General features: G+C 59.6%; 23 protein-coding genes. 13 read left to right on the top strand and 10 right to left on the bottom strand.

Annotated features, from left to right (window positions below; all coding sequences use genetic code 11):
* Positions 1-36: 36 nt before the first annotated feature.
* Positions 37-1,716, bottom strand: a complete 1,680-nt coding sequence (locus tag ACK6D9_RS19750) for a formate--tetrahydrofolate ligase (RefSeq protein WP_412049809.1) — start codon at positions 1,714-1,716, stop codon at positions 37-39.
* A gap of 280 nt (positions 1,717-1,996) precedes the next feature.
* On the opposite strand from ACK6D9_RS19750, the gene ACK6D9_RS19755 reads away from it, so the two are divergent.
* The gene (locus ACK6D9_RS19755) at positions 1,997-2,494 is read left to right on the top strand and encodes a hypothetical protein (RefSeq protein WP_322987954.1); all 498 of its coding nucleotides are present in this window, start codon (positions 1,997-1,999) and stop codon (positions 2,492-2,494) included.
* A 9-nt stretch (positions 2,495-2,503) separates the two neighbouring features.
* Here ACK6D9_RS19755 and putA read toward each other — a convergent pair whose 3' ends face one another.
* A complete protein-coding gene (gene putA, locus ACK6D9_RS19760) occupies positions 2,504-5,620 on the bottom strand; it encodes a bifunctional proline dehydrogenase/L-glutamate gamma-semialdehyde dehydrogenase PutA (RefSeq protein WP_412049810.1) in 3,117 nt (1,038 codons plus the stop codon).
* 112 nt (positions 5,621-5,732) lie between these two features.
* Between putA and ACK6D9_RS19765 the strand changes: the two genes are divergently transcribed.
* From ACK6D9_RS19765 to ACK6D9_RS19775, 3 genes are all read left to right on the top strand, one after another.
* Positions 5,733-6,194, top strand: a complete 462-nt coding sequence (locus ACK6D9_RS19765) for an Lrp/AsnC ligand binding domain-containing protein (protein WP_322987956.1) — start codon at positions 5,733-5,735, stop codon at positions 6,192-6,194.
* Positions 6,195-6,335: 141 nt separating this feature from the next.
* Positions 6,336-7,049 (top strand): LuxR family transcriptional regulator, encoded by a 714-nt coding sequence (locus ACK6D9_RS19770; RefSeq protein WP_322987957.1) that lies wholly within the window; start codon positions 6,336-6,338, stop codon positions 7,047-7,049.
* 44 nt (positions 7,050-7,093) lie between these two features.
* Complete coding sequence (locus ACK6D9_RS19775; RefSeq protein WP_412049811.1) at positions 7,094-7,573, top strand: PAS domain-containing protein; 480 nt, start codon at positions 7,094-7,096, stop codon at positions 7,571-7,573.
* A gap of 58 nt (positions 7,574-7,631) precedes the next feature.
* On the opposite strand, the gene ACK6D9_RS19780 is transcribed toward ACK6D9_RS19775, so the two are convergent.
* The 7 genes from ACK6D9_RS19780 to ACK6D9_RS19810 all read right to left on the bottom strand — a co-directional run bounded on the left by ACK6D9_RS19780 (position 7,632) and on the right by ACK6D9_RS19810 (position 15,521).
* Entirely contained in the window at positions 7,632-8,729 is a 1,098-nt protein-coding gene (locus ACK6D9_RS19780; RefSeq protein WP_322987959.1) for a DUF2333 family protein, read from the bottom strand.
* Positions 8,722-10,023: a DUF6638 family protein gene (locus ACK6D9_RS19785; protein WP_412049812.1), complete on the bottom strand. Its 1,302-nt coding sequence runs from the start codon at positions 10,021-10,023 to the stop codon at positions 8,722-8,724. The genes ACK6D9_RS19780 and ACK6D9_RS19785 overlap by 8 nt, the downstream gene beginning before the upstream one ends.
* A complete protein-coding gene (locus ACK6D9_RS19790; RefSeq protein WP_412049813.1) occupies positions 10,020-11,936 on the bottom strand; it encodes an AAA family ATPase in 1,917 nt (638 codons plus the stop codon). Before ACK6D9_RS19790 ends, ACK6D9_RS19785 begins: the two co-directional genes overlap by 4 nt.
* A gap of 4 nt (positions 11,937-11,940) precedes the next feature.
* On the bottom strand, positions 11,941-13,086 hold the full coding sequence (locus tag ACK6D9_RS19795) for a hypothetical protein (protein WP_412049814.1): 1,146 nt from the start codon (positions 13,084-13,086) through the stop codon (positions 11,941-11,943).
* Positions 13,087-13,115: 29 nt separating this feature from the next.
* Positions 13,116-14,204 (bottom strand): hypothetical protein, encoded by a 1,089-nt coding sequence (locus tag ACK6D9_RS19800; RefSeq protein WP_412049815.1) that lies wholly within the window; start codon positions 14,202-14,204, stop codon positions 13,116-13,118.
* Between the two features lie 191 nt (positions 14,205-14,395).
* Positions 14,396-14,794 (bottom strand): c-type cytochrome, encoded by a 399-nt coding sequence (locus ACK6D9_RS19805; protein WP_412049816.1) that lies wholly within the window; start codon positions 14,792-14,794, stop codon positions 14,396-14,398.
* Between the two features lie 136 nt (positions 14,795-14,930).
* The gene (locus ACK6D9_RS19810) at positions 14,931-15,521 is read right to left on the bottom strand and encodes a thymidine kinase (RefSeq protein ID WP_322987965.1); all 591 of its coding nucleotides are present in this window, start codon (positions 15,519-15,521) and stop codon (positions 14,931-14,933) included.
* A gap of 221 nt (positions 15,522-15,742) precedes the next feature.
* On the opposite strand from ACK6D9_RS19810, the gene choX reads away from it, so the two are divergent.
* The 9 genes from choX to ACK6D9_RS19855 all read left to right on the top strand — a co-directional run bounded on the left by choX (position 15,743) and on the right by ACK6D9_RS19855 (position 23,913).
* Positions 15,743-16,672, top strand: coding sequence for a choline ABC transporter substrate-binding protein (gene choX, locus ACK6D9_RS19815; protein ID WP_412049817.1), 930 nt, complete (start codon positions 15,743-15,745; stop codon positions 16,670-16,672).
* Positions 16,673-16,739: 67 nt separating this feature from the next.
* Positions 16,740-17,594: a choline ABC transporter permease subunit gene (gene choW, locus ACK6D9_RS19820; protein ID WP_412049818.1), complete on the top strand. Its 855-nt coding sequence runs from the start codon at positions 16,740-16,742 to the stop codon at positions 17,592-17,594.
* Complete coding sequence (gene choV / locus ACK6D9_RS19825) at positions 17,591-18,652, top strand: choline ABC transporter ATP-binding protein (RefSeq protein ID WP_322987968.1); 1,062 nt, start codon at positions 17,591-17,593, stop codon at positions 18,650-18,652. The genes choW and choV overlap by 4 nt, the downstream gene beginning before the upstream one ends.
* Before the next feature lie 47 nt (positions 18,653-18,699).
* Entirely contained in the window at positions 18,700-19,461 is a 762-nt protein-coding gene (locus ACK6D9_RS19830) for an SDR family NAD(P)-dependent oxidoreductase (protein WP_322987969.1), read from the top strand.
* An 11-nt stretch (positions 19,462-19,472) separates the two neighbouring features.
* On the top strand, positions 19,473-20,228 hold the full coding sequence (locus ACK6D9_RS19835) for a HugZ family protein (RefSeq protein ID WP_412049819.1): 756 nt from the start codon (positions 19,473-19,475) through the stop codon (positions 20,226-20,228).
* A 92-nt stretch (positions 20,229-20,320) separates the two neighbouring features.
* Positions 20,321-20,665: an ArsR/SmtB family transcription factor gene (locus ACK6D9_RS19840; protein ID WP_412051853.1), complete on the top strand. Its 345-nt coding sequence runs from the start codon at positions 20,321-20,323 to the stop codon at positions 20,663-20,665.
* Between the two features lie 373 nt (positions 20,666-21,038).
* On the top strand, positions 21,039-21,992 hold the full coding sequence (locus tag ACK6D9_RS19845; RefSeq protein ID WP_412049820.1) for a nucleoside hydrolase: 954 nt from the start codon (positions 21,039-21,041) through the stop codon (positions 21,990-21,992).
* Positions 21,993-22,083: 91 nt separating this feature from the next.
* The gene (locus ACK6D9_RS19850) at positions 22,084-22,788 is read left to right on the top strand and encodes an SDR family NAD(P)-dependent oxidoreductase (protein WP_412049821.1); all 705 of its coding nucleotides are present in this window, start codon (positions 22,084-22,086) and stop codon (positions 22,786-22,788) included.
* Positions 22,789-22,854: 66 nt separating this feature from the next.
* Positions 22,855-23,913 carry a Gfo/Idh/MocA family protein gene (locus ACK6D9_RS19855; protein WP_412049822.1) on the top strand — a complete coding sequence of 353 codons (1,059 nt, stop codon included), beginning with the start codon at positions 22,855-22,857 and terminating at the stop codon, positions 23,911-23,913.
* Between the two features lie 29 nt (positions 23,914-23,942).
* Here the strand turns inward: ACK6D9_RS19855 and ACK6D9_RS19860 are convergent, their stop codons facing one another.
* Entirely contained in the window at positions 23,943-25,082 is a 1,140-nt protein-coding gene (locus tag ACK6D9_RS19860) for a Gfo/Idh/MocA family protein (RefSeq protein WP_412049823.1), read from the bottom strand.
* Positions 25,083-25,143: the final 61 nt, after the last annotated feature.

The raw sequence follows: 25,143 nt of genomic DNA on the forward strand, positions 1-25,143 counted from the left end.
CAATTGGACGCGCGAGGGACGCTGCAACATCATGCATCAAAACAGACCTTCGATCTGCCCCGCGTCATTGAGGTAGATCTTTTCCGACGACGGCGTTCTCGGCAGGCCCGGCATGGTCATGATCTCGCCGGTGATGACGACAATGAAGCCAGCGCCGGCCGATAACCGCACCTCACGCACCGGCACGGTGTGACCGGTCGGCGCGCCGCGCAGGTTCGGATCGGTCGAGAACGAATATTGGGTCTTGGCCATGCAGATCGGCAACTTGCCGTAGCCCTGCGCTTCCCATTGCTTGAGCTGCTCACGCACCGACTTTTCGGCGATCACCTCACCGGCATGATAGATCGATTTGGCGATGGTCTCGATCTTGTCGAACAACGGCATGTCGTCGGGGTAGAGCGGGGCGAACTGCGCCTGGCCGGATTCGGCCATCTCCACCACCTTGTGGGCCAGGTCCTCGATCCCGGCAGAGCCCAGCGCCCAGTGCTTGCACAGGATCGCTTCCGCACCGAGTGTCGCGACATAATCCTTCACTGCCTGGACCTCGGCATCGGTGTCAGAGACGAAATGGTTGATTGCCACCACCACCGGCACGCCGAATTTCTTCACGTTCTGCACGTGCCGGCCGAGATTGGCGCAGCCCTTCTCGACAGCAGCGACGTTCTCGCTTCCAAGATCGTCCTTCTTGACACCGCCATTCATTTTCATCGCCCGCACGGTGGCGACGATCACGGCTGCATCTGGCTTGAGACCTGCCTTGCGGCATTTGATGTCGAAGAATTTTTCCGCCCCCAGATCCGCCCCAAACCCGGCTTCGGTGACCACGTAATCGGCAAGTTTCAACGCCGTCGTGGTGGCCACTACCGAGTTACAGCCATGGGCGATATTGGCGAACGGCCCGCCATGCACGAAGGCCGGGTTGTTTTCCAGCGTCTGCACCAGATTGGGCTGCATCGCCTCTTTGAGGAGCACCGTCATCGCCCCATCGGCCTTGATGTCGCGGCAGTAGATCGGCGACTTATCGCGGCGATAGGCAACGACGATGGCGCCCAAACGCTGTTGCAGATCCTCGAGATCCTTGGACAGGCACAGGATCGCCATGACTTCGGACGCAACCGTGATGTCAAACCCGGTCTGGCGCGGAAAGCCGTTGGCCACACCGCCGAGATTGACCACGATGTCGCGCAGCGCCCGGTCGTTCATGTCCATCACCCGGCGCCAGACGATCCGGCGTGCGTCGATCTCCAGCTCGTTGCCCCAGTAGATATGGTTGTCGATCATCGCCGAGAGCAGATTGTGGGCGCTGGTGATGGCGTGGAAGTCGCCGGTGAAATGCAGGTTCATTTCCTCCATCGGCACCACTTGCGCCATACCGCCGCCCGCGGCCCCGCCCTTCATACCGAAATTCGGCCCCAGCGAAGCTTCACGGATGCAGACCATCGCCTTCTTGCCAATGCGGTTGAGGCCGTCCCCCAGGCCGACCGTGGTGGTGGTCTTGCCTTCACCGGCGGGGGTCGGATTAATGGCTGTAACCAGGATCAGCTTGCCATCGGGCTTGTCCTTCTGTCGGGCAATGAATTTGGCAGAAACCTTGGCCTTGTCGTGTCCATAAGGCACCAGGTCCAGATGCGGAATCCCAAGCTTCTCGCCGATCTCCATGATCGGTTTCTTCTGCGCCGCACGGGCAATCTCGATATCGGATTTGTACTCAGCCATTATGTCGTGTCCTCTCCCCAACCTGGCCCGCTTGTGCCGCGTGACCGGTTCGCACGAATAGAAACTAAAAGCCGAGGCGACAACTGTGTAAAACAGGACGTACAATGCGCCAATTGCGACACTATACGCATGAACCGAAAGTCAGGTTTCTCGCGAAGCCGTGAGAATCGTTGATTTGCGCACAGCGTGGCCCTTCGCAAGACTTGCGGCCATGAAAACACACTTTTCGAAACTGTTATTCTCATTACCACTATTAGTGTTGCCGCTGGCATCCCCGGCCATGGCGCAAAACACCGTCAACGACTGGAAATGGGTCGTCGATCACTACAAGACGCTGGGAATATGGGACAGCGCCTGCGATCACCGTGACATTGGCGAGGGCATCGAGCAGCGCTGCTATGTCCGGATTGTCGATGTCTATGCACCACGCCCTGATTTCGGCGCGGCTTTTGTTTTCGTCACCCGCAGCGCACAGGATGGTCTGCGTTTCGAATTCTCGTTCGAACGCGGAACCCAGTTCGAGGCGGGCGGCTTTGCCATCATCGAGGATGGCGAGAGCACATTCGATTATGCACCTGGGCGATGCGAGGGCGGAACCCGCTGCCTGATCTCCGGCCAAGAGGCCGAACGCTTCGCCTCAGCCCTTGGTGAAGACGCAGTCATCCGCCTCGCATTTACCGACAGCATGGGCCGTGACTGGCAACGCGACTGGAGCGGCAAGGGTTTTGCCGCAGCGTTGGCCGACCTGCGTGCCGAGAGCGAGAAACGGGGACTTTAGCCCGTTTGCTCAATCGTCACCCATGGCGATCAGTCCGGCATTGCCACCGGCGGCAGCGGTGTTGACGGAGACCGCCTGCTCGACCGCAAACCGCATCAAATAATGCGGCCCACCGGCCTTGAAACCGGTGCCCGACAGCCCCGAACCGCCAAATGGCTGGGTGCCGACCACGGCTCCGATGATGTTGCGGTTGACATACACATTGCCGGTATCGAGGCGGTCGATCACCTTGCGCACCGTCGCCTCGATTCGTGAATGCACCCCAAGCGTCAGCCCGTAGCCAGTGGCGTCGATGGCGTCGAGAACGGCATCGAATTTCTTGGCCTTGTAGCGCACCACATGCAGTATCGGACCGAAGATCTCGCGATCGAGCGCGGCCGCGTCCTTGAGCTCGACAATATGCGGCGCGAAGAACAGTCCGTCATTCGGGGCGCTGCCGGCATAGACCAGCTTCTGGGTTTTGGAGATTGACGCCACGTGGGCTGCCAGCATGTCACGCTGGTCCTGGTCAATCACCGGACCGATATCGGTCGAAGGCTGCGACGGATCGCCAAGCTTGAGTTCGCGCGCCGCCCCCTCGATCATCTCGATCATCTGGTCGGCAACATCTTCCTGAACGAACAGCAGCCTGAGTGCCGAGCAGCGCTGCCCGGCAGAACGGAAAGCCGACATCACCACATCATCGGCCACCTGTTCGGCCAGCGCGGTGGCGTCGACGATCATCGCGTTGAGGCCACCGGTTTCGGCGATGAACGGCACGATCGGCCCGTCCTTGGCAGCCAGCGTCCGGTTGATGGCGCGCGCGGTCTCGGTCGAACCGGTAAACGCCACCCCGCCAATCTTCGGGTGTGAAGTCAGCGCCGCGCCGACATCACCCTCGCCCGGCAGACACAAAAGCACGTCCTTTGGCACACCCGCCTCGTGCAGCAGGCTGATGACCTCATGGGCGATCAGCGGGGTCTGTTCGGCAGGCTTGGCGATCACCGAATTGCCGGCCGCCAGCGCCGCCGACACCTGCCCCAGAAAGATCGCCATCGGAAAGTTCCACGGCGAGATGCAGACAAACACGCCGCGTCCACGCCAGCCCAGCCGGTTGTCCTCGCCGGTCGGTCCGGGCATCGGCTGCATCGCCCCGAACATCGCGCGCGAGCGTCCTGCGTAGTAGCGCAGGAAATCGACGGCTTCGCGAATTTCGGCGATGCCGTCATCGAGCGTCTTGCCGGCCTCCGATGACAACAGCGCCATGAACCGGTCGCGCCGGTCCTCGATCAGATCGGCAGCACGGACAAGTGCTGCGGCGCGAGCGTCGGGATCGGTGCGCGACCAGGTCTTGAACCCCTGCAGCGCGGTGGTCACCGCCTTGTCGACATCCTTCGGATCGGTAAACCGCACGGTCCCCACGACCTTCGACGGATCCGAGGGCGAGCGCACCTCTTGGGCTGCGCCACCCGACTTTATTCCCGGCGCCAGCGGCCCCGCCTCGACGGTGCCCGTCGAGCGTTCCATGCCTGCAACCAGCGAAGCCAGTTGCAGCCGGTCGCCAAATTCGACGCCACGTGAATTGGCGCGATCGGGGTAGATCGCCAGCGGCAACGGGATCTGGCTGTTGCGCGCCGACTGTCCACGGGCCAGACCCAGCTTGACCTCGGGACGCTCCAACAGTCGCGCGATCGGGATATTCTTGTCGCCTGCAACCGCGACGAAGGAGGAATTGGCGCCGTTTTCCAACAACCGGCGCACCAGATAGGCCAGCAGGTCGCGGTAGCCGCCAACTGGTGCATAGATCCGGCATGGCACCCGGTCATTGCCCTTGGCGAGACTGTCGTAAACTACTTCGCCCATGCCATGCAGACGCTGGAATTCGAAGCCGCTGCGGTCCTGCGCCATTTCGATGATGGTCGCGACCGTCAGCGCATTATGGGTGGCAAACTGCGGATAGATCACCGAGCGCAGATCAAGCATTTGTCGTGCGCAGGCGAGATAGGACAGATCGGTCGCGGCCTTCCGCGTGAACACCCCATAGCCCCCGAGCCCACGCTCCTGCGCGCGCTTGATCTCGGTGTCCCAATAGGCGCCCTTGACCAGCCGAACCATCATCCGGCGGTCGTGCTTGCGGCACAGGCCGGCAATATGCTCGATCACCTGCGGCGCCCGCTTCTGATAGGCCTGAATGGCAAGGCCGAACCCGTCCCAGCCGGCAAGCGACGGATCGGCGAAGGCCCGGTCGATTACATCCAATGACAGTTCCAGCCGGTCTACTTCCTCGGCATCGACGGTGAAATTGAGATCATGCGCCTTGGCCATCTTCGCAAGCTCGATCAGGTCTGGAACCAGCTCAACCAGCACCTGCTCGCGATGGGTCGGCAGATAACGCGGATGCAGCGCCGACAGCTTGACCGAGATTCCCGGCCGCTCCGGCAGCTTGCGCCCGGCAGCGACCTTGTCGGCCGACTTGCCGATTGCTGCGATCGCGTCCGCATAGGACTTGAAATAGCGCTTGGCATCGGCACGTGTCCGCGCCCCCTCGCCGAGCATGTCGTAGGAATGGCGGTATCCGCGCGCTTCGTTCTTGGCGGCACGGCCGAGTGCATCCTGGATGGTTTCGCCGAGCACGAAATGATGCCCCAGAAACCGCATTGCCTGACGGGTAGCGGTGCGTACCGTCGGCATGCCCATGCGCTTGACCAGACCGCGCATGACGCCTTCAGGCGTTTCGCCCGGCTTGATCACCCGCGCCGACATGCCCAGTGCCCAAGCCGAGGCCGAGACAAACCAGGTGTCGCCATGGCCCTCATGGTCGCTCCAGCCGCCCTCCTTGAGCTTGTCCTCGATCAGCCGATCCTGGGTCAGCGCATCAGGCACCCGGAGCAACGCCTCGGCCAGAACCATCAGTGCCAGCCCTTCCCGCGTCGACAGCCCATACTCCCGCAGGAAATCCTCGACGCCACCCATCTGGCCGGAATCGGATCGGATCGCCTGGATCAGCTTGCTGGCCCTGGCGTCAATCGCCTGATCCTGCGCACTGCTGAACACAAGGTCCTGCGCGAAACTGCGAATTAGCCGGTCATCATCCGGGGCGTGCGGGGCATGGAATGCGGTCAAGGCCTGAGCGGTGGTGGCGTTCATGATAATCTCCCGTGAATGACACAAGCTATCGCTTGATTGACTGGATTTCTCACTATATTTTGGCTCAAAATCCGTGCCTATATCTATTATTCTGGGAATTTACAGAGGTTTCATGAAGGAAATCGACCGCATCGACCGAAAGATTTTGCGCGCCCTGCAGGACAACGGACGCCTGACCAACATCGAACTGGCCGAAAAAGTCAGTCTCTCCGCCACCGCCACCGCAGAACGGCTCAAGCGTTTGAGCCGCGACGGCTTTATTACCGGCTATACCGCGAGGCTTTCCGCAGCCAAGCTCGACCGGGGCATGCTGGTATTTGTCGAGGTCAAACTTGACCGGACCACTCCGGATGTATTCGATGCGTTTTCTGATGCCGTGCGCAAATCCGACGATGTCATGGAATGCCATATGGTGGCAGGCGGCTTCGACTACCTGATAAAGGCGCGGGTCAAGGGAATGGAAGCCTATCGCGCATTTCTGTCAGACGTCATCCTGACCCTGCCCGGCGTTCGCGAAACCCACACATATCCCGTGATGGAGGAGGTCAAGAACACTCAGAAACTCCCGGTTTGACTCGGTCAGACGGGCTCAACGTATTATTCGGATGCAGATTGTTTTGGGCAATTCCGGTTTCAGCTGTAGCGCCGGGTTGTGATTGTCTGTAACCTGTCGTCACCGACGAACTGAACTCATTTTTATGACGGATCGCTTTTGATGAAAGGCCAAGAAGCCCTTTTCAATCGATTGAACGCAATCAAGACCGAGATCGATTTGGCGGCTTTCCTGCGCGAATTGGCGGACCGGTTCGATTTCAAGGGCTGTATGCTGGTCAACATCCCCGCAACCGTGGACGACCGCCTGGCGAACCTGATTGTGTTGTCGGACTTACCCAAGGGACTGATTGAAGCCTATGACGAGATGGGGCTGCTGAAGAATTCGCCTATTTTTGCGACTCTGCGGCGCTCGACTGCGCCAATATGCTGGAACACAACCACCATTGGTGAAGGACGACAAGAAACCGAAGCCGACGGCGCCCAGCAGCTTTTCGCCCGTCACGATATGACCAGCGGCGTGTATTTCCCGGTGCACGGGTCTATCGGCGACCGTGCAGCGGTGGCGTTTCTCGGCAACCGCGCAGAATTGACCCACACCGAAATGGGTGAGCTGGGAATTTTCGTCCTGCATGCCTACGACACGTACTCTTGCTTGAAAAATAAAAATAAGAACTCAAAAAATCCGTTGACCGCGCGCGAACTCGAAGTATTGCACTGGGCAGCCAATGGCAAAACATCTACCGAAATCGCTGCAATTCTTTCCTTGTCTGACCATACGGTCAACACCTATATGAACAGCGCGATGCGCAAACTCGATTGCGTCAATAGAACCCAACTTGTGGCCAAAGCGCTCCGGTTGCATCTAATCAGCTGATGGCGCCAAAGCGGCAGAGAATGCCAGCCGAAGGAATGAAACTGGTGGTCAGATTCGAGTTTTCAGAGACACCCAGCCCCGAGCAGGACCTCGAACATATCGGCCTGACGGACACCGAAATCGCCGGCTTGATGTCATATCAGCACCAGATCGGCTACTGGCGTTCGGATATGGCCACCGGCCATGTATTCTGGTCGAAGGAAATTTTCGACATCTACGGCATGACCTACACCAAGGGACCGGTGAACCTGACCCTGGCCAACGACGCCGTTCACCCCGAAGACCTGCCTTACATGCTGGAATTGCTTGAGCGCACCGCGGTGGAAAAGACCGGGTTTCATTATGTGCTAAGGCTCATAAACGGCCGCAATGGCGTCAAATATGTCCGGTCGGTTGGCCGGTTTCGCATCACCGATGATGGCCGTGAAGAACTCTACGGCATGTTCGAGGAAGTGGCCGATCAGACCCGCCTGATCGGCGTCGTCGGCAATCCGCCATCAGCGATTGACACCGTAAAAGACTGAACCGCCTGACGCCTCGCGGCGCACACCCCTGATCAACAGGAGCTGCGCCGCGTTTAAGTCAGCGATCCAGAATGGCGCGCATTTCAACCAGGTTCGAGCGGAATCGCAGAACGTAAAACCCCATGGTCGCCAGATGGGTCGGCATGATCCATCCACTCTCATTGCCATTGGATATGATAAATGGCTGGATCTTCATCGCCGCTGACAAATGCCCATCCATCTCATCCCACAATTGTTCCAGGTTGCGCTGCACCACCACGTCGCGGAAATCGTCACGGGTGGCTTTGAGGATGCCGTAATAGCCATAAAGCTGGCCGTAGGAAAACCAGAAACGATCATCGGCGCGGGTGTCGAACCAGCCACCATTGTAGTTTTCCGAACGGTCACGAAGGATCGCCGATGTCGACCCGACATCGGCGGCGATGCGGTCGATGAACTGAATGAGGTTGTCGGTCCGCGCGTCGTAGATCGCTTCGCAGTTAGCCAGCCTGGTGTTGAAGGTTTCGAGATCGGCAATGGCTGAACGGTAGAACGACGGCGTCGGCGTTTTCGGGCCAAACGGGTTCACCCCGAAATACCAGGTGTATTCGTCAAACTGCAGCGCCCCGCGCGCGTCCTGCAGATTACCATCCACCTGGCTGGTGCCGCGTACCCGGCCCAGCGTATCGACAAACTCGACCGTGGTGCGGCGGATCGCCTGGTTTACGCCACGCTGGAAGGCGGCCTTGTTGTCAAAGAACGGCGTATGGTCCCAGTCGATGCCGAAGAACCCGGCTTTGTAGAGGATCATCGAGGAAATCCAGGCGTTCTGATTGACGTTGAAATCAATCAGATCAGCCGTCGCCGCCACCATTGCCGACGGCGCGCATTTTCCGCCGCCCAGATCGGCCCCCGGCGTCGCCGCGATGACTTCTCGCTTGGACGGGTATTCCGGATCGAACCCGGACCAGACCTGGGATTGCCAGAAGAAATAGCCATAGAGCCCGAGGAAAACGGCAAGGATTCCGCCAACGATGACCTTGATAACGAAACCGCGCTCGGCAAACCAGCCGGCAACGGTGACAAACGGCCAGAGGATAAACGACACCACCACTCCGATTCCGCGGCCGATAGCGTGAAAGATGCGCTCGAAAAAGGCGATCACGGGGTCAAGCATCGTCTTGGGGTCCTTCCAGTCCGTACAGCCGCGATCTCAGCGCCGCCTTGGTGTTTAGATAGGTCGCCGAAAGCACATTCACAACATGAGCGCGGTAGCTTTCGGAATATCCCTCATAGGCTTCATAGAAGCCTTGCTTGTCAAAAACAAAGCGAGAAACGAAATCAAACGGCGCCAGACGCGCCAGCAGACGGTTGACCAGCCACTGGTCCGGGTGGTCGGGCACGGCGCGACATAGCATCAATCGCCGGTCAGCGCGCAATTCGCGCATCTTGACTTGTCCCGTGGTGGCGACCTCCCGCATGGCTTCCTGCAGGAACGGATAAATACCCTGTTCCGCCACCAGGCCGGCATTGTGATGCATCCAGGTCTGCAGCCACACGGGATCAGCCTTGGCCAGATCCGCCGCCGGGTCGGCAACCCGGACAAGATCGGCGATTGCCATATCGGCACGGTGCGTGAAGAAGCCCGATGGTTCGACCCAGGACGCGCGCGGCAATTGCAACCGTCCGGTCTTGGACAGGTAATCAAACATCCGGGCATGGTCGGAAATGTCGATATAGCTGACTTCCCAGGGCCGCGAACGTCGGAACCCCGGCGCATGGCTGTCGCAGATCACCGTGGTGGTGCGATCATCGCGAAAGATGAACACGCCGCCAAAATGGCTGGCCCAATAGGATTGGTGCGGAAACACCAGCTTGTCGGGCACCAGCGCATTCTGGCGTATATCGCCGGTTTGCTTGGCAAGCTCGACCATCCGACCAAGCATGGCGTCGTCACGCCATCCGTCCTTCGATATCTGCAAACGGTCGACCAGAGCCCGCAATTCGGTCGCCTTGCCAAGCATGTCTTCGGCCGACATCACCCGGAAGCGGACCTCTTCGATCGACAGCAGGTCTTCGACCCCGGTGACGACTTCGACCGGATCCTCGATCTCGCCATAGAGCACATCCTTGATGGTGACCGCGTAGACGGCGCGGCGATTGCCATCAAAAAATTCATGCATCAGCCCGGCAGTATTGGAAAACTGGGTATGCACCACCGGCAGGTTTTCCTGCTCCGGCGTCAGGATGATGAAGCGCCGGTTGACGCCATTGGGATCGAGATACTGGCTGTCGCCGAGTTCTCCGGCGATCTCCGGCGAAAACCCGGTCATGTCGATGCGAATGCTTGCAAGGGCGGTCGGCGCGAGCCCAAAGGCCTCAAGCGCCTTGTTGTAGCGCCCGATCAGATGCGGCTCGTCGATTTTCAGCAACCGGCCATAGATCAGCTCGTTGTCGACAAGATGTTTCATGACTTCCAGCGCCCGTCGCGTTTCATCATCTCGATATCGCGGATTGCCCGCTCCCGCTGGCGTTCCCGGCGGATGATTTCCTCGACCGCGGTGGCGTCGGACCGGTCGGTGTAGCGGAATTCGGAATCGGCGTAGCGGTTGATCTCCTGCAACACCATTTCGATGGTGAAGGGTTTGCGCAGCTCGGCAATCATCGCCAGTTTTTCATCATAAGCCTTGTGCATGAAGGCGCCGGCGGTCTCGAACCATTCGTCGGGCAGATCAATGTCCATCGCCCGCATCTTGATCGCATCGGTGATGTTCTTGATCGCCCTGCCGGTAAAGCGTGGCTCGGCCAGCTTGATCTGGTGCAGATAGGCGCCGATGTCGGCAATGGTTTTGACTTTGCCGTGTTGTTTCTCGAACCGTTCCCAGACAGAGAGCAGCCCCTCCTCCTGCGGCCGGTCATGGCCGTCATAGGAGCGCGCCACCGCCTGCTTGATCTCCTGGCTGGCATAGAGTTCGTGCCGCCCCAGCGGGATCGAATGGTTCTTGCCGGCCAGCAGCGCGAAAATATCAATGTAATCATCAAGCGATTGCGGCCCGTCGACCAGCCAGCGCGCGCCTGCCCGCTGCCGCAACGCATCATCGACATTTTCCGGATAATTGGAGAACATGCCAAAACTGCAATTGCCGCGCACGACGGTCGAGGCGCCGGCGAAACTTTCCATCAGCACGGCAGTGACTTCCTGCTGGCCAGCCGAGGCGCGGTCGTCGGAACGCTTGGCGGCAACCTGGTCGATGTCGTCGATCGTCCCGAACCCGATGGCTCGCGGGTTGAGCACATTGTCAACGAACGCCTTGCAGTTCTGCCCCGACTTGCCCTGATAGGACGAGATCTGGTCGACACCAAAATTCTCGTAGTGGAACGGATAGCCGGCAACCTCGCAGTAATCATTGATCATGCCGGCCAGCATTTGGATGAGGATGGTCTTGCCTGTTCCGGGTGCGCCATCGCCGATGAAGGTGAAAAGGAACCCGCCCAAATCGACAAACGGATTGAGTTGCCGCTCGAAATCATAGGCCATCACCATCCGCGCCAGCCGCATCGCCTGATGCTTGGCAAGGTGATTGCCGATGATCTCGTTGGGCTTCTTGAAGCTCATCACCAGCGGCTTGCGGCGCTGACCCGGCGCCACGTCGAAACCGTCGAGCGTGAAATTGTCAGACTCCAGCCGCAGATGTGATTGGGCAAACGCGCTCATCGCCTCGAACCGGGCGCGGCGGCTGAGCAGCCCCTCGATGGCTACCCGCGCCAATGCCCGCGCGCGCGCTGTCATGGACACCTCGTCGGGCGCCCCGGCAATCGCTTCATCAAGCCCAGCAAGCAACGATTTCAACGCATCCTGCGGGGTGTCGAATTCAAAGTCCGGCTCTTCGGTATCATTGACCGGTTCGGTTTCACCGTCGACTGTCTGCAGGATATAAGCGGCAAGCGTAAACGCGGCGATATAGGCAGATGCCGACAGCAGCCGCTTGAACCACTCGGCATCCGCGCCCTGCAGCGGTGCCCCGGCATTGCGCGATTGCAGGCTTTCGAGATCGGTCTGCCGCGCAAACAGTTCTGCCACCGCCAGCGCCACCGCAATGCCGCGCCGGGTCCGAAACAACAGCGTATGCTGCGGGATCGACAGCATCGGGTCTTCGCCGCGCACCGCTTGAATGGTCTTGGCAAGCTCGATCTCGCGGGTACGGCGCAAGCCGCCGGTCGACACGGTGGAAACAAACCGCCGGTGAGTGCCCGCCAGCGCCGTTTTCGATCCGTCATCCTGCGGTGTCAGAACGACGACGCGTGTCACCATCGCCTGCGCCACCGAACGATGGCGGGCGATGTCTTCTTCTGAAATCGTCGTCAGGCCGGTTGTCTGGCTCATGCGCTCATACCTCGCTGATGACCTGGTTGCCCGACACCACATGCACGGTAAAGCCCGAGAATATGCTCTCCGCCTCGCCCGACGCATAAAGCGCCTGATAGGCCTCGTGCGGCACCAGCGCGTGTTTCTGGTAGTCGCTGACGCCCTGCCGGGTGGCTTCCAGATCGTCGGTGTTGATGTGATACTCGTCGCGCGCCGGTGTCGAACTCCACAATCCGCGTTTGGCCGGACGCTCGGTCACGGAAAACACTTCCTGCATGGTCCAGGTCAGCAGCCAGGCGTTCTCGTCCTTGCGCACCTTCGACAGGATCGACGAGATTTTGTCGCTGTTGTCGGTCACACCGGCCGAATAGAACGGCCCGAGCACGAAACGTCGCAATTGCTTGGGATGCAGGTGCTCGAAATCGGAATCGAGATTCTGGGCGATGGTAACGGGCGACAGCGAATAAGCGCCGTTCTTTTCCGCCGAGGCGTCAAAACCGCGGGCAAATTCGGGATTGAGCAGGCCACCAACGGGCAGCGGGATCTCGATCTCGGGATTGAGCTTGCCGTCCGCACCGATCAATGACTTGGCGATGGCTTCGCTCGAATCCTCGATCGTCGCCATGTACACCATCGGCAACGTCTGGCTGCCATCGAATACGCCCCAGTGGACCACGTAATAGGGTCGGCGATTTTTCGGATTAACCGACACCCGGATGGTTTCAGGCAGGATAAACGGCGCGAACACCGCGTCCTTGCCGATATCTTCAAGATAAAGTCGTTCGGCAATCTGCTCCTGCAGGGCGGTGGGAAACTGCTTGTGGCGTAGGATGAAGTCGGCCATTTCCACTTTCAATGCCTCTACCTCAGGCATCGCCGCCAGCCGCTCCTTGGCGGTGGCGCGATCATTTTCAAGCGTCAGTACATTCTGAAACACCGGGAAACCGCTGTCGGCACGGCTGATGCGAAACCGCTCCATGAAACCGACCCGGTGTTCCCAGGCGGTAAACGTGGCTTCCAGCCGATCGACATAGGGAATCAGCACCTGACCAACCAGACCATGGGCATAGAGCGGCGATTTGGCATCCGCGAGATAGATCCGCAGCCCCTTTAGCGCCGCCTGCATCGATCTGAAATAGGCGCCGGCGGCACCAGTGTCAGCGCGCATGGCCACTGTCCATCGTCACGCCACCTTGCTCAGGATTGCACGTAATTTGCGGAATTGTGCTTCTCCAGAACTTCCGAGAAGCGCCGCGCAAAGGCGTCGTCGGCGAGTTGCTTGCGGCGCTGGATATCCTGGGTCGACAGCATGTTCTTCTCGTGCATTTCAAGCAGATCCCCAATGTGGCGCTGCGCTGCTGCACCGATGCCGGCCATGGTTTCTTCCGCCGCGGTGTCGACACGGCTGCCGAGCGTGTTGATCTTGTGGGCCACATCCTGCTGTGCCGCGGTCTTCAGCGAATCCTCAAGTGCCTTGTACAGGACGATGCGCTGCTCGGTGTCGATCGTCAGCTTGTTGATCAGCGTATTCTGCGCCGCAATCTGGTTGTTGAGCGAATCCACAAAAGTCTGGAACATCGAGGTGTAGCGTTCCAGCGTCTGGCTCTCGGCCAGCAGTTCCTGTTCCTTGGCCTGCCGCTCATTGTATTCGGTGGCGAGCTTCGAGCGTTCGCTTTCAAGATCGGTGCGGATTTTCTGGTCGGTCGAGGCAGCGATCTGGTTCTCGATGTCCATCAGTTGCGGATTGAGCTCCTCGATCCGCTGCTGCACCGATTCCAGATTGGCCATGGTCGCCTTGCGGCGCTCGATCACCTTGATCAGGCTGGCTTCCGATGTCTTGTAGCGGCTGTCCAGAATATCCTTCTGATCCTTCAGGATGCCGGTAATCGTATCGGATTTCTTGAGCAGTTCCTGAAGGTTGCCCGCCAGTGACATGTTCCTGACTCGATCCGAGCGCATCCGCTGCGCCCGCGCCTTGGAAAACATCGCCACGAAGCTTTCCATGCCGGAAAACCCCTTCATGCTTTCAAACTCGGCGCCAAATACGTTGGTGGCATCCTCCAGCCCGATGATCAGGTCGGCGATGTTGGTTTCCATCATGCGTTGCTGGCGCAGAACATCATGGATACGGGCGTTTTCAATGTCGAACTGCGGATCGCCCAATTGCGCATCGGCTTCCGACATTTTTTCGAGCACCACACCGGATGCCTCGATCTTAGAACGCATGTCATCGACGACCGCGCGGGTTTTCTCAATCTCTGCGTCTAGGCTCTTGATGCTGGCCATGCCGTTTCCCCGTTTATAGGCGCCATCAGGCAGGCGCTTCACCATTTCACACCCCATACCGGGCACCGTCGCGTTTGTAGCACCGGAACCCTGATGGCAAAACAATTAGTGAGCAACGTAAGCATGACCTTGTCAAAAAAAAAGGCCGCTCCCGAAGGAACGACCTTTTGACGTCTGTATAAGTGCGATGATTACTCGGCCGCCGACGGGTCCTTGAGATAGGCAAGGATGTCTTCGATGTCCTTGTCCTTCTTGAGGCCGGCGAAGCTCATCTTCGTGCCCTTCACCACCTTGGTCGGCTTGTGCAGGAACTCGGTCAGTGCCTCGACGGTCCATGTCGGTGTTTCCTCGGCATGCTCGGTCATGGCCTTGGAATACTTGAAATCTTCAATGGAGGCGATAGGGCGATCAATGACATTGTCCAGATGCGGGCCAATCTTGTTCTTGGCTTCCGTGGCCGTGTGACAGGCGGCACACTTTTTGAAGATCTTCGCGCCCTTGGCAGCGTCCCCATCGGCGAAGGCCGCGGTCGGGACCGAAAGACCAGCGACCACCGCGAGGCCGAACAACATGGAAAAGGATATGCGCATAAACTGGCTCCATTAGCTGAATTTGATAGGCTGGTTATAACGCACCGGACCGCAAGGGCAATGCACGCACAAACCACGCCTCTGCCTCAAACGCCCGACTTTGGCTTCGGTTCCATTCCAAGCATTTGAAATATCACTATTTTGCCACGCCGGTATTTATTACGTCATCCCAGTGACGGCGACAATAAGACACATATTTGTCGTTTCCACCTACCTCGATCTGGGCGCCCTCGTGCAGCACCTTGCCATCGGCATCGGTGCGCACCACCATCGTCGCCTTGCGCCCGCAATGACAGATGGTGCGGACCTCCCTGAGTTCGTCGGCAATCGCCAGCAGGGTCTGCGAGCCTGGAAACAACTGCCCGCGGAAATCGGTGCGCAGGCCGTAGGCCATGACCGGAATACTCAACCGGTCAGCGACACGCGCCAGCTGCCAGACCTGGTCCTCGGTCAGGAATTGCGCCTCATCGACAAAGGCACAAGCGATATCGCCCTCAGCCTTCAGCGCTTTTAGCGAGGCAAACAGGTCATCCTCCGGGCGAAACGGGATCGCCTCGGATTCGAGACCGATACGCGAGGCCACCTTGCCGAGCCCGGCACGGTCATCAAGCGCGGCAATGAACAGTACGGTGCGCATGCCCCGTTCTCGGTAGTTGTACGACGCCTGCAACAGCAGCGTGGTCTTGCCCGCATTCATCGTTGAATAGCTGAAATAGAGTTTGGCCATGGCTGGCCTCCGAATTTGCCGTGCTGTGTATCGGCGGGGCGATACCGCGCCCGCCCACCGCAAACCCGAAATCCATTACCCGCCGAGCTGCTGAATCCCACCCCCGGCAGCCGCTTTCAACCGCCATTTTGGCTTGTGAACAATAAATTCACGCTCTTTCAGCTTGAGTTGAAGCCTAAGAGGTGGTTGTTTCTGCGCTCGGAACACGGGAGATACCGACCATGACAAAAAAACTGACTCTTACCCTCGCAGCCCTTCTGCTCGCAGGCGTCGCCACGGCACAGGCCGCGGATTCTGAAGCCTGCAAGACCGTACGTTTCGCTGACGTCGGCTGGACCGACATCCAGGCCACCACCGCAGTCACAAGCGTCGTGCTTGAAGCACTGGGTTACACGCCGGACGTCCAGGTACTCAGCGTACCGGTGACCTATCAGTCGCTCAAGAACAAGGACATGGATGTGTTCCTCGGCAACTGGATGCCGTCGATGGCCGCTGATGTACAGCCGTATCTCGATGATGGCTCGGTCGAGACCATTACCCAGAACCTTGATGGCGCAGGCTATGGCCTCGTGGTGCCGACCTATGCAGCTGAAGCCGGCGTCAAGAGCCTGACCGATATCGGCAAGTTCAAGGACAAGTTCGACGGCAAGATTTATGGCATCGAACCGGGCAATGACGGCAACCGCATCGTCCTCGATATGATCGCCGACCCTGCCAATGGCCTTGAAGGCTTCGAACTGGTGGAAAGCTCGGAAGCCGGCATGCTGTCGCAGGCCGAAAAGGCAATCCGCAATGAAGAATGGATCGCATTCCTCGGCTGGACCCCGCACCCGATCATGGGCGAAATGTCGATCGCCTATCTTGATGGCATGGGTGATTCCGGCTTTGGCGCGGCGACCGTGCACACCAATGTGCGCGCCGGCTACACCACCGAATGCCCCAATGCAGGCACGCTGATCAAGAATCTTTCCTTCACTCTGTCGATGGAAAACAAGATCATGGATGACATCCTCAAGGGTGAAGACGCCAATGAAGCCGGTCTGGCCTGGCTGAAGGCCAATCCGGATGCAGTCAAGCCATGGCTTGAAGGCGTGACCACGTTTGACGGCGGCGACGCTGCCGAAGCTGTCGCCGCCAAGCTCGGCATGTAATAATGAGACGACGGTCCGGGGCTGCCAACGCGGCCCCGGACTGTAACATCTGCCGGGGGGACACGACATGGATGGTATGGCAGACTTCATCACGGTCTGGAAAATTCCGGTCGGGAAGTGGGGGAAAGATTTCTTCAATTTCCTCACCGACAATTTCGAATTCGCCTTTGACGCCATTGCAGACTCGCTCAAATTCATGCTCGACAGCATGATTGATGGGCTGTTGTGGTTACCGCCCCTGGTCCTTGTTGTTGTCATCGCGCTGATCGGCTGGCGCATTCAGAAAACGTGGAAACTGGCGCTCGGCATCTTGCTGGGGCTTGCTTTCATCATCAATCAGGGGCTCTGGAAGGAAACCGTCGAGACCCTGGTGCTGGTGATTTCTGCGGCCTTCATGTCGATGGCCATCGGCGTGCCGATCGGCATCTGGCTGGCGCACCGGCCAAAAATCTACACCTATATGCAACCGGTCCTTGATCTGATGCAGACGATGCCGACCTTCGTCTATCTGATCCCGGTGCTCATTCTGTTTGGCCTCGGCCTGGCCCCCGGCCTTCTGGTTACGATCATATTTGCATCCCCTGCCCCAATCCGGCTCACCTATCTCGGCATCACATCGGTGCCCAAGCCGATGGTCGAAGCCGGAATGGCCTTTGGCGCCTCACCGCAGCAATTGCTGCGAAAAGTCGAGTTGCCGGCGGCCCTGCCAACCATCATGGCCGGGCTTACCCAATGCATCATGCTGTCATTGTCGATGGTCGTCATCGCAGCGCTGATTGGCGCAAACGGTCTCGGCAAGCCGGTGGTCCGCGCGCTCAACACCGTCAACATTCCGCTCGGGCTTGAAGCCGGCATTGCCATCGTCATCCTCGCCATCATCCTTGACCGCATCTGCAGGGTTCGCATCGGAGCCACGTCATGAGCCTTCAGGCCGACCGCGGCTCGGTCCGCATTGACAATGTCTCGATCATCTTTGGCGACAACACTGCCGAGAGCCTGGCGCTTGCCGACGAAGGCAAATCCCGCACCGAGATCCAGGAGATAACCGGTGACGTGCTCGGCGTGCACAATTGCACAGTCGACATCAACGAGGGCGAGATCCTGGTTCTGATGGGGCTGTCGGGATCGGGTAAGTCCACGCTTCTGCGCGCCATCAACCGGCTCAATCCGATCAGCCGCGGCACGCTCATCGTCGAATGCGGCGACGAGATATTCGATGTCGGCGCTTGCGACGACAAACTGCTCAAACAGCTGCGCATGGACACCGTGTCGATGGTGTTTCAGCAATTCGGCCTGCTGCCCTGGCGTTCGGTCGCTGACAATGTCGGCTTCGGCCTGGAAATTTCCGGCGTCCCCAAAAAGGAGCGCGATCAGCGGGTCACTGAACAACTCGAACTCGTCGGCTTGTCCGACTGGTCCGACCGCATGGTCGCCGAACTCTCCGGTGGCATGCAGCAGCGCGTCGGCCTCGCCCGCGCCTTCGCCACAGGCGCGCCTATTCTTCTCATGGACGAGCCATTTTCGGCTCTCGACCCGCTGATCCGTTCAAGGCTGCAGGATGAACTACTCGAACTTCAGTCACGGCTCGGCAAGACCATTGTTTTCGTCAGCCATGATCTCGATGAAGCGATGAAGCTCGGCAACCGAATCGCCATCATGGAAGGCGGGCGCATTATCCAGTGCGGTACTCCGCGCGAGATCGTCAATTCGCCCACCAATGAGTATGTCGCCGATTTCGTTGCCAACATGAATCCGATCGCCATGTTGACTGCGCGCGATGTCATGACCAAGGGCAAGCCCGACAATACGCGGGGTCAATTGCCACTGTCGGCTTCAGTGACCCCGGATACGCCCCTTTCCGATGTCATGGATGCGCTTTCAAAGCGGGACGGAACAATCGGCGTTATTGACAAAGGCGTTGTGACAGGCTCCATCACGTCAAGTGATATTGTCCGCGGATTGACACAGCACCGCCGCTGATGCACCCCGCCGAATGCAGTCTGAAAAGCAGTCAAGGAGCATGAACTATGGATGTTAAGGGCAAAACCGCCATCGTAACGGGTGGAGGTTCGGGTTTGGGCGCGGCGACCGCGCGCGCTTTGGCCGAAGCCGGGGCCAAGGTCTCGCTCTTCGATATCAATCTGGCCCAGGCCGAAATTGTTGCCCGGGAAATCGGCGGCAAGGCTTTCGCCTGCGACGTCTCCAATGCTGCAGCAGCCGAGGCCGCGCTGGCCGAAGCCGCCGAAGCCAATGGCGAAGCCCGGATCCTGATCAACTGCGCCGGCATTGCACCCGCGGTCCGCGTTGTCGGCCGCGAAGGCCCGCATGATCTCGAGGTCTTTCGCAAGGTCATCGAGGTCAATCTTATCGGCAGCTTCAACATGCTGCGGTTGTTTTCCGATCGCGCCGCCAAGCTCGAGCCGCTTGCTGACGGCGAACGCGGGATCGTGATCTCGACCGCCTCCGTTGCTGCCTTCGAGGGCCAGATCGGCCAGGCCGCTTATTCGGCCTCGAAGGGCGGCGTCCATGCGATGGCGCTGCCGATCGCCCGTGAACTGGCGCGCTTCGGCATCCGCGTGATGACCATCGCACCGGGCATTTTCGCAACCCCGATGCTGCTTGGCATGCCGCAGGAAGTCCAGGACAGCCTTGGCGCCTCGGTGCCATTTCCTTCGCGTCTGGGCAAGGCGGAAGAATATGCTCGGTTGGCCATGCACATCATCGACAACGTCATGCTCAATGGCGAGACGATCCGGCTTGATGGCGCAATCCGGATGGCTCCAAAGTAATCCGGCAGGCAATGAAGGAACCCGTCAACATCATTCGCGACACCGACGACCAGGCGCGTGGGCTTGCCCGCCGTCTGGTACGGGGCGCGCGTTTTGCCGCCATCGCAGTGTGCGAACCCGACACCGGCTTTCCCTTTGTCAGCCGGGTACTTACCGGCATCGATACCGATGGCACACCTGTCATCCTGATATCGGCATTGTCGACCCATACCGCAGCCCTGCGGGCCGATCCGCGTGCGTCACTGTTGTTTGGCGAGCCCGGCAAGGGCGATCCCCTGGCGCACCCGCGCATAACTGTGCGGACCAACGCTGAGCAGGTATCTCGCGACGACCCCTCCCATCAACGGCTGCGGTCGCGCTTCATTGCCCGTCATCCCAAGGCAACGCTCTATGTCGATTTTGGCGACTTCGCGTTTTTCCGGATGGTTCCGGTTTCCGCCAGCCTCAACGGCGGGTTCGGCAAGGCCTACGCACTCGAAGCCGCCGATCTTCTGATCGCCTCGCCGGCAATCTCCGAACTGGCAGAGATCGAGCAGAGCGCCATTGCACATATGAACACCGACCATGCCGAGGCGGCCGACTTCTATGCCCGCACCCTTGGCAAATCCAGCAAATCCGGCTGGGCCATCCGCGGCATCGACTGCGCCGGACTGGACCTGGTCCATGGCGACGCGCTGCTGCGCATCGAGTTCGATGCGCCGATCCAAACCGCGGGAGAATTGCGCCACAAACTCGCGGAATTGATGCACTCCAACCGCAATAATTAGAGGGTCAAAATTAACACTAACGTGACCTAGACGTTATCTTATCAAGGATAGCAGCGGCCCCAGAGAATGCACACTACGAGGTATCCGGCATGATCAAAACACATTGTTTGGAACATCATTCCAAGGAAGCCGCCGAGCTGTTGGCCGTAATGGGTAATCAAAAGCGCATGATGATCCTGTGCAATCTGACGCGCGGCGAATTACAGGTCGGCAGCCTGGCAGAGAAGGTGGGATTGAGCCAGTCGGCACTTTCACAGCATCTGGCCAAATTGCGGAACCAGCATCTGGTCCAGACCCGTCGCGAATCACAGACCATTTTCTACTCGATCAAATCGGACTCGGTTCACAAAATGCTGCAGACCTTGACCAGCATCTATTGCGCGGAATCCGTCGCCAACGGCGAACCATCCATCAGCAAGATGGCTGCAAACGCCTGACACCTAATGCTTGTCGCGCAGAGGTGTGCAGCGGTTTTTCGATTTTGGAAATGAGGCAGACGGGCGCCACCTGGCAGATGACGCCCGTCAAGCGACAACGGGGAAATCCCCGCCATGCCGCCGGTCGTGAAGACATTGCTCCCATAAACTTGCTCCGGCCTTGCGTGTAACAGCGCCGCACATCCATCTGGAGTCGAAAGGCTGGCAATGAGTACCTGTAGATCATGCTGCAAATGGATCAATTTGACCGCAACATGGGTTGGAACCGACTGCTTGCGGCAATTGTCGCACCGTGGCATTGGTCCCATCACGTCAAGCGGCTTCGCCCCGGCAAACAGTTATGTCCGGCGCCGCGCTCTTACAGGGGGACCGGATGGCGCAGAAAATCATAATCGACACCGATCCGGGCATCGATGACGCCATGGCCATCGCCTACGCAATCGCCCATCCCGACATCGAATTGCTGGCCCTGACGACAATTTTCGGCAATGTGCGCACCCATGAGGCAACCCGCAACGCGCTGGCTCTGCTCGACCACTGGGGCAGCGACGCCGACGTGGCCGAGGGCGAGGCTCAACCGATTGCCATGCCTGCCAACGAACCGAGCTATCTGGTGCACGGTCTCAACGGCTTTGGCGGCGTCGAGATTCCTCTTTCCAAACGTGAAAAACACTCCCTCGGGGCAGTTGATTACATCATCGACGCCAGCAAGCGTCACCCCGGCGAGATCGTGCTGTGCGCCGTTGGCCCGGCGACCAACATCGCCCGACTGCTCGAACGCGACCCCGAGATCGTCTCGCGCCTCAAGGGCGTTGTCATCATGGGCGGCGCAGTTCATTGCAAGGGCAATGTCACGCCGATGGCGGAAGCAAACTTCTGGAACGATCCGCATGCCGCAGACATGGTTCTCGCCGCCGCATGGCCTTTGGTGCTGGCGCCGCTTGATTGCACCATGCCGGTTCTGTTTACCCCCGATTTCATGCAGGCGCTGGCCAAGGAATCCCCGGCGATGGGCCGGCCGCTGGCTGACATGGCCGAATTCTACGCCCGTTTCTATCGTTCGCATCTGGGCCTTGGCGGCTGCGTTCCGCATGACGTGATGGCGATCTCCTGGCTCACCGTGCCGGGCGCTTTCCGGCTGCAGAAAGGCGCGCTCGGCGTGTTGACCGACGGACCTGCCATTGGCCAGACGATTTTCCAGCCGGGCGGCACCCGCAGCCGCACCTCCGCGTTTGAGGGCCGTCCCGATCACCTGGTGATGGTCGATACCGACCCCAGCCTGTTCATGGCCGACTACATGATGGTAATGACCCGTTACGCCTGCTGAAGCTTCGCAACCACCGAGACCGATACCACCGCGCCTGCCCCTTGACTGCACCGGCCGTGTCTCCGCCCCACCAGACAGGGATCAAATATCCATGCAAAGTATCAACAGCGGCGGCCTCGCCGTCATCATCGGCGCAAGCGGCGGCATCGGTCAGGCCGTCAGCGAAGCAGTGCGGGCCTCAGGTACCTTTGCAAGGGTGATCGACTATTCCCGGGCTTCCGAACCCGATATCGATCTGCTCGACGAAACCACCATTATCCGTGCGGCCGCGCACGCTGCGGCGACCGGTCTGGACTTGCAGTGGGTGTTTGACGCCACCGGGTTCCTGCACGGCTCCAGCTTCAAGCCGGAAAAATCGTGGTCGGCCCTCGACCCGGCACACATGGCTCACGCCTTCGCGGTCAACGCCGCCGGTCCGGCGCTGTTGATGAAGCATTTCCTGCCATTGCTGCCCAAGACAGGCAAATCAGTCTTCGCCACACTGTCGGCCAAGGTCGGTTCAATCGGTGACAATACGCTGGGCGGTTGGTACAGCTATCGCGCATCCAAGGCGGCGCTCAATCAGTTCGTCCATTGCGCGGCAATCGAACTGAGACGCAAATCCCCCGAGGCGATCTGCGTGGCGCTGCATCCGGGCACCGTCGATACCGGATTGTCGAGCGGCTATGCCAAGTCCGGACTGACGGTACGACCGCCGGCACAGGCAGCAGATCTGCTGCTCGCCGTACTCGACCAGCTCACGGCAGAACAATCGGGCGGCTTTTTCGACTATCACGGCACCGCCCTGCCCTGGTGAGAATCGCCAGCGCATCGCCCGGCGACCTTTACCGGGCCTTCACCGGCGTCGCTGTATGATCGCCCCATGACAGATTCCAAGACCATCCGCTGGGGCATCGCCGGGGCCGGCGCCATTGCCACCCAATTTGCCCGCGATATCCAATACGCTGCGGGCGCCACGCTAGCTGCTGTGACCGCGCGCGATCCGGCCAAGGCCCTAGCCTTCGCCCGGCAGCATGGGATGGCTGCCGAATTCGGCTCACTGCCAGCAATGATCAGCTCGGGCCTGGTCGATGCGGTTTACATCGCCACGCCCAACAACGTGCATTGCGCCCAGACGCTCGCATGCATCGCCGCGCGTATGCCGGTACTGGTCGAAAAGCCATTGACCGCTTCACTTGCCCAAGCCCGCCAGATCGAAACCGCTGCCCGCGCTGCCGGCAGTTTTGTCATGGAAGCGATGTGGAGCAGATACTTGCCCGCGGTACAGACCGCCCGCGCCGCGATCCGCGATGGCGCCATCGGAACGGTCACCCGGCTCGAGGCGGAGCTTGCCTGGAAAATAGACTACGATCCGCACAGCCGCTTTTTCGACAAGACCAATGGCGGCGGTGCGCTCTATGACCTCGGCGTCTACCCGATTTCACTGGCTCGTTTTCTGCTCGGCGAGCCGACACTGATTACAGGAACGTGGCGGCCGGCCCCGAGCGGCGTCGACATCGCCGCCGAAATTTCGATGCATTTTGGCGAGACCGAAGCACTTATCCGCTGCGGTTTTGACCGGACTGGCGAAAACCGGATGATCATCGAGGGCGATCGGGGAGTTATGTCGCTTGGCGTGCCATTCATCAAGGCCGAGGCCTACACGGTGTTTGCCTCACGCCGCAGGGCAGATTTTGCCGAACCCGGTGGCGAAGCGCTCGCAGCCCGCATCCGCCGCAAGCTGTTCCGACATATCCCGTTGCCGGGCACGCAGCGGCGGGATTTCACCTTTCCGGGTTCAGGCCTGCAGTTCGAGATCGAGGCGGCTTCCGACGCCATCCGGCAGAACTGGAATGAGCACCCCGACAACCTTCTCGGCGATTCCATCGCCACCCTGCGCATCATCGAAGAGGTACTGGCAACACCGCCCTTGGTCGCCTGAATGGTCCCAATGACGGGCCATCGTACGTTTCAGAAATCCGATTGTGGCGTAAACGCCCCGACACCACCATTGAGCGCCAACGCCAGTTCGCTCAGATGCAACGCGCGCTGGCCTGAAAAGAACGGCGTTTCGCCCGCTGCAAGAGCTTGTGCCATCACCGCGATGCCGCGTCCAAAATCGATCTGCGAAGGAAACGACGCAAGCTGACCGGAACGTGGCGGAAACGGATAGGCGACCGGCTTGCCGTGGGTCAGCCGCAGCGGCAGCACCCGGCCACGCTGGCGTTCGAACCGACCCACAAGCCGTTGCAGGACCGGACGCTTTTCATCAAACCGGCTTAGATGCACCGGCGAACGATCGTCCCACAAATCGCGCACCACCAGCGTGCCCTCCTCGCCAACCACCGTGAGCGACCGATCGCGTGGCGCAGCAAGGCCGCAAGTCAGCCGTGCGGTCACGCCGGACCGGAACCGCAGGCAGCCGACCGAAAAATCAGCCGCCATGGCAAGCCCCTCGGTCCCCGGCCCCTTGTCTGGAAAGGTCAGCGCTGAAAACGCCTGGCCACTTTCTACTGCACCAAACAGCGCCACCAGCCAGGACAGGCCATAGCCGGCATGTTCGAGCGTACAGCCGACCTCGAATTCGTGCAGGCCGGGCCATTTTGCCCCCGACCGCGAGCGCCATTGGCGCCAGTTATCCTTGAACACCGGCCCGTCTTCCATTTCCGCATAGGCCAGACGCGGCGCGCCGATCCGGCCCGAAGAGATCAGCTCTGCTGCAAGTTTATGGGCATCCGACAGGCCATTGGCCGGCGCACCGCAGACCGTCAGGCCCTTGCCGGCCGCAAGCTCGATCACCTTGCGCGCCTCATCAAAACTCATCCCCAGCGGCTTTTCGCAATAGACATGTTTGCCGGCCTCAAGGGCCGCGCAATTGAGCTCGAAATGGCTTTCTGGTGGCGTCAGGTTGACGATGATGGAAACTGCGGGATCGCCCAGGCAATTCGTCAGCGAACCGTAGCTGCGTACCCCATGAAACTCGGAAAATTGTCTCAGCCGCTCGGGATCGAGATCCCAGACGCCGGCGATCTTCAAGTCGGGATGATTGGCAAGCGTCGTCATGTAGTAATCAGCGACAAAGCCTGTGCCGACGAAGGCGATACTGGTCATGGAAAATGATCCCGCAGAGTGAAGGCTTCCAGCCTAGCCAACTGACGTTAAGATGCAGTTG

Source organism: Hoeflea sp. Naph1, from assembly GCF_046837775.1.
Lineage (GTDB): Bacteria > Pseudomonadota > Alphaproteobacteria > Rhizobiales > Rhizobiaceae > Hoeflea.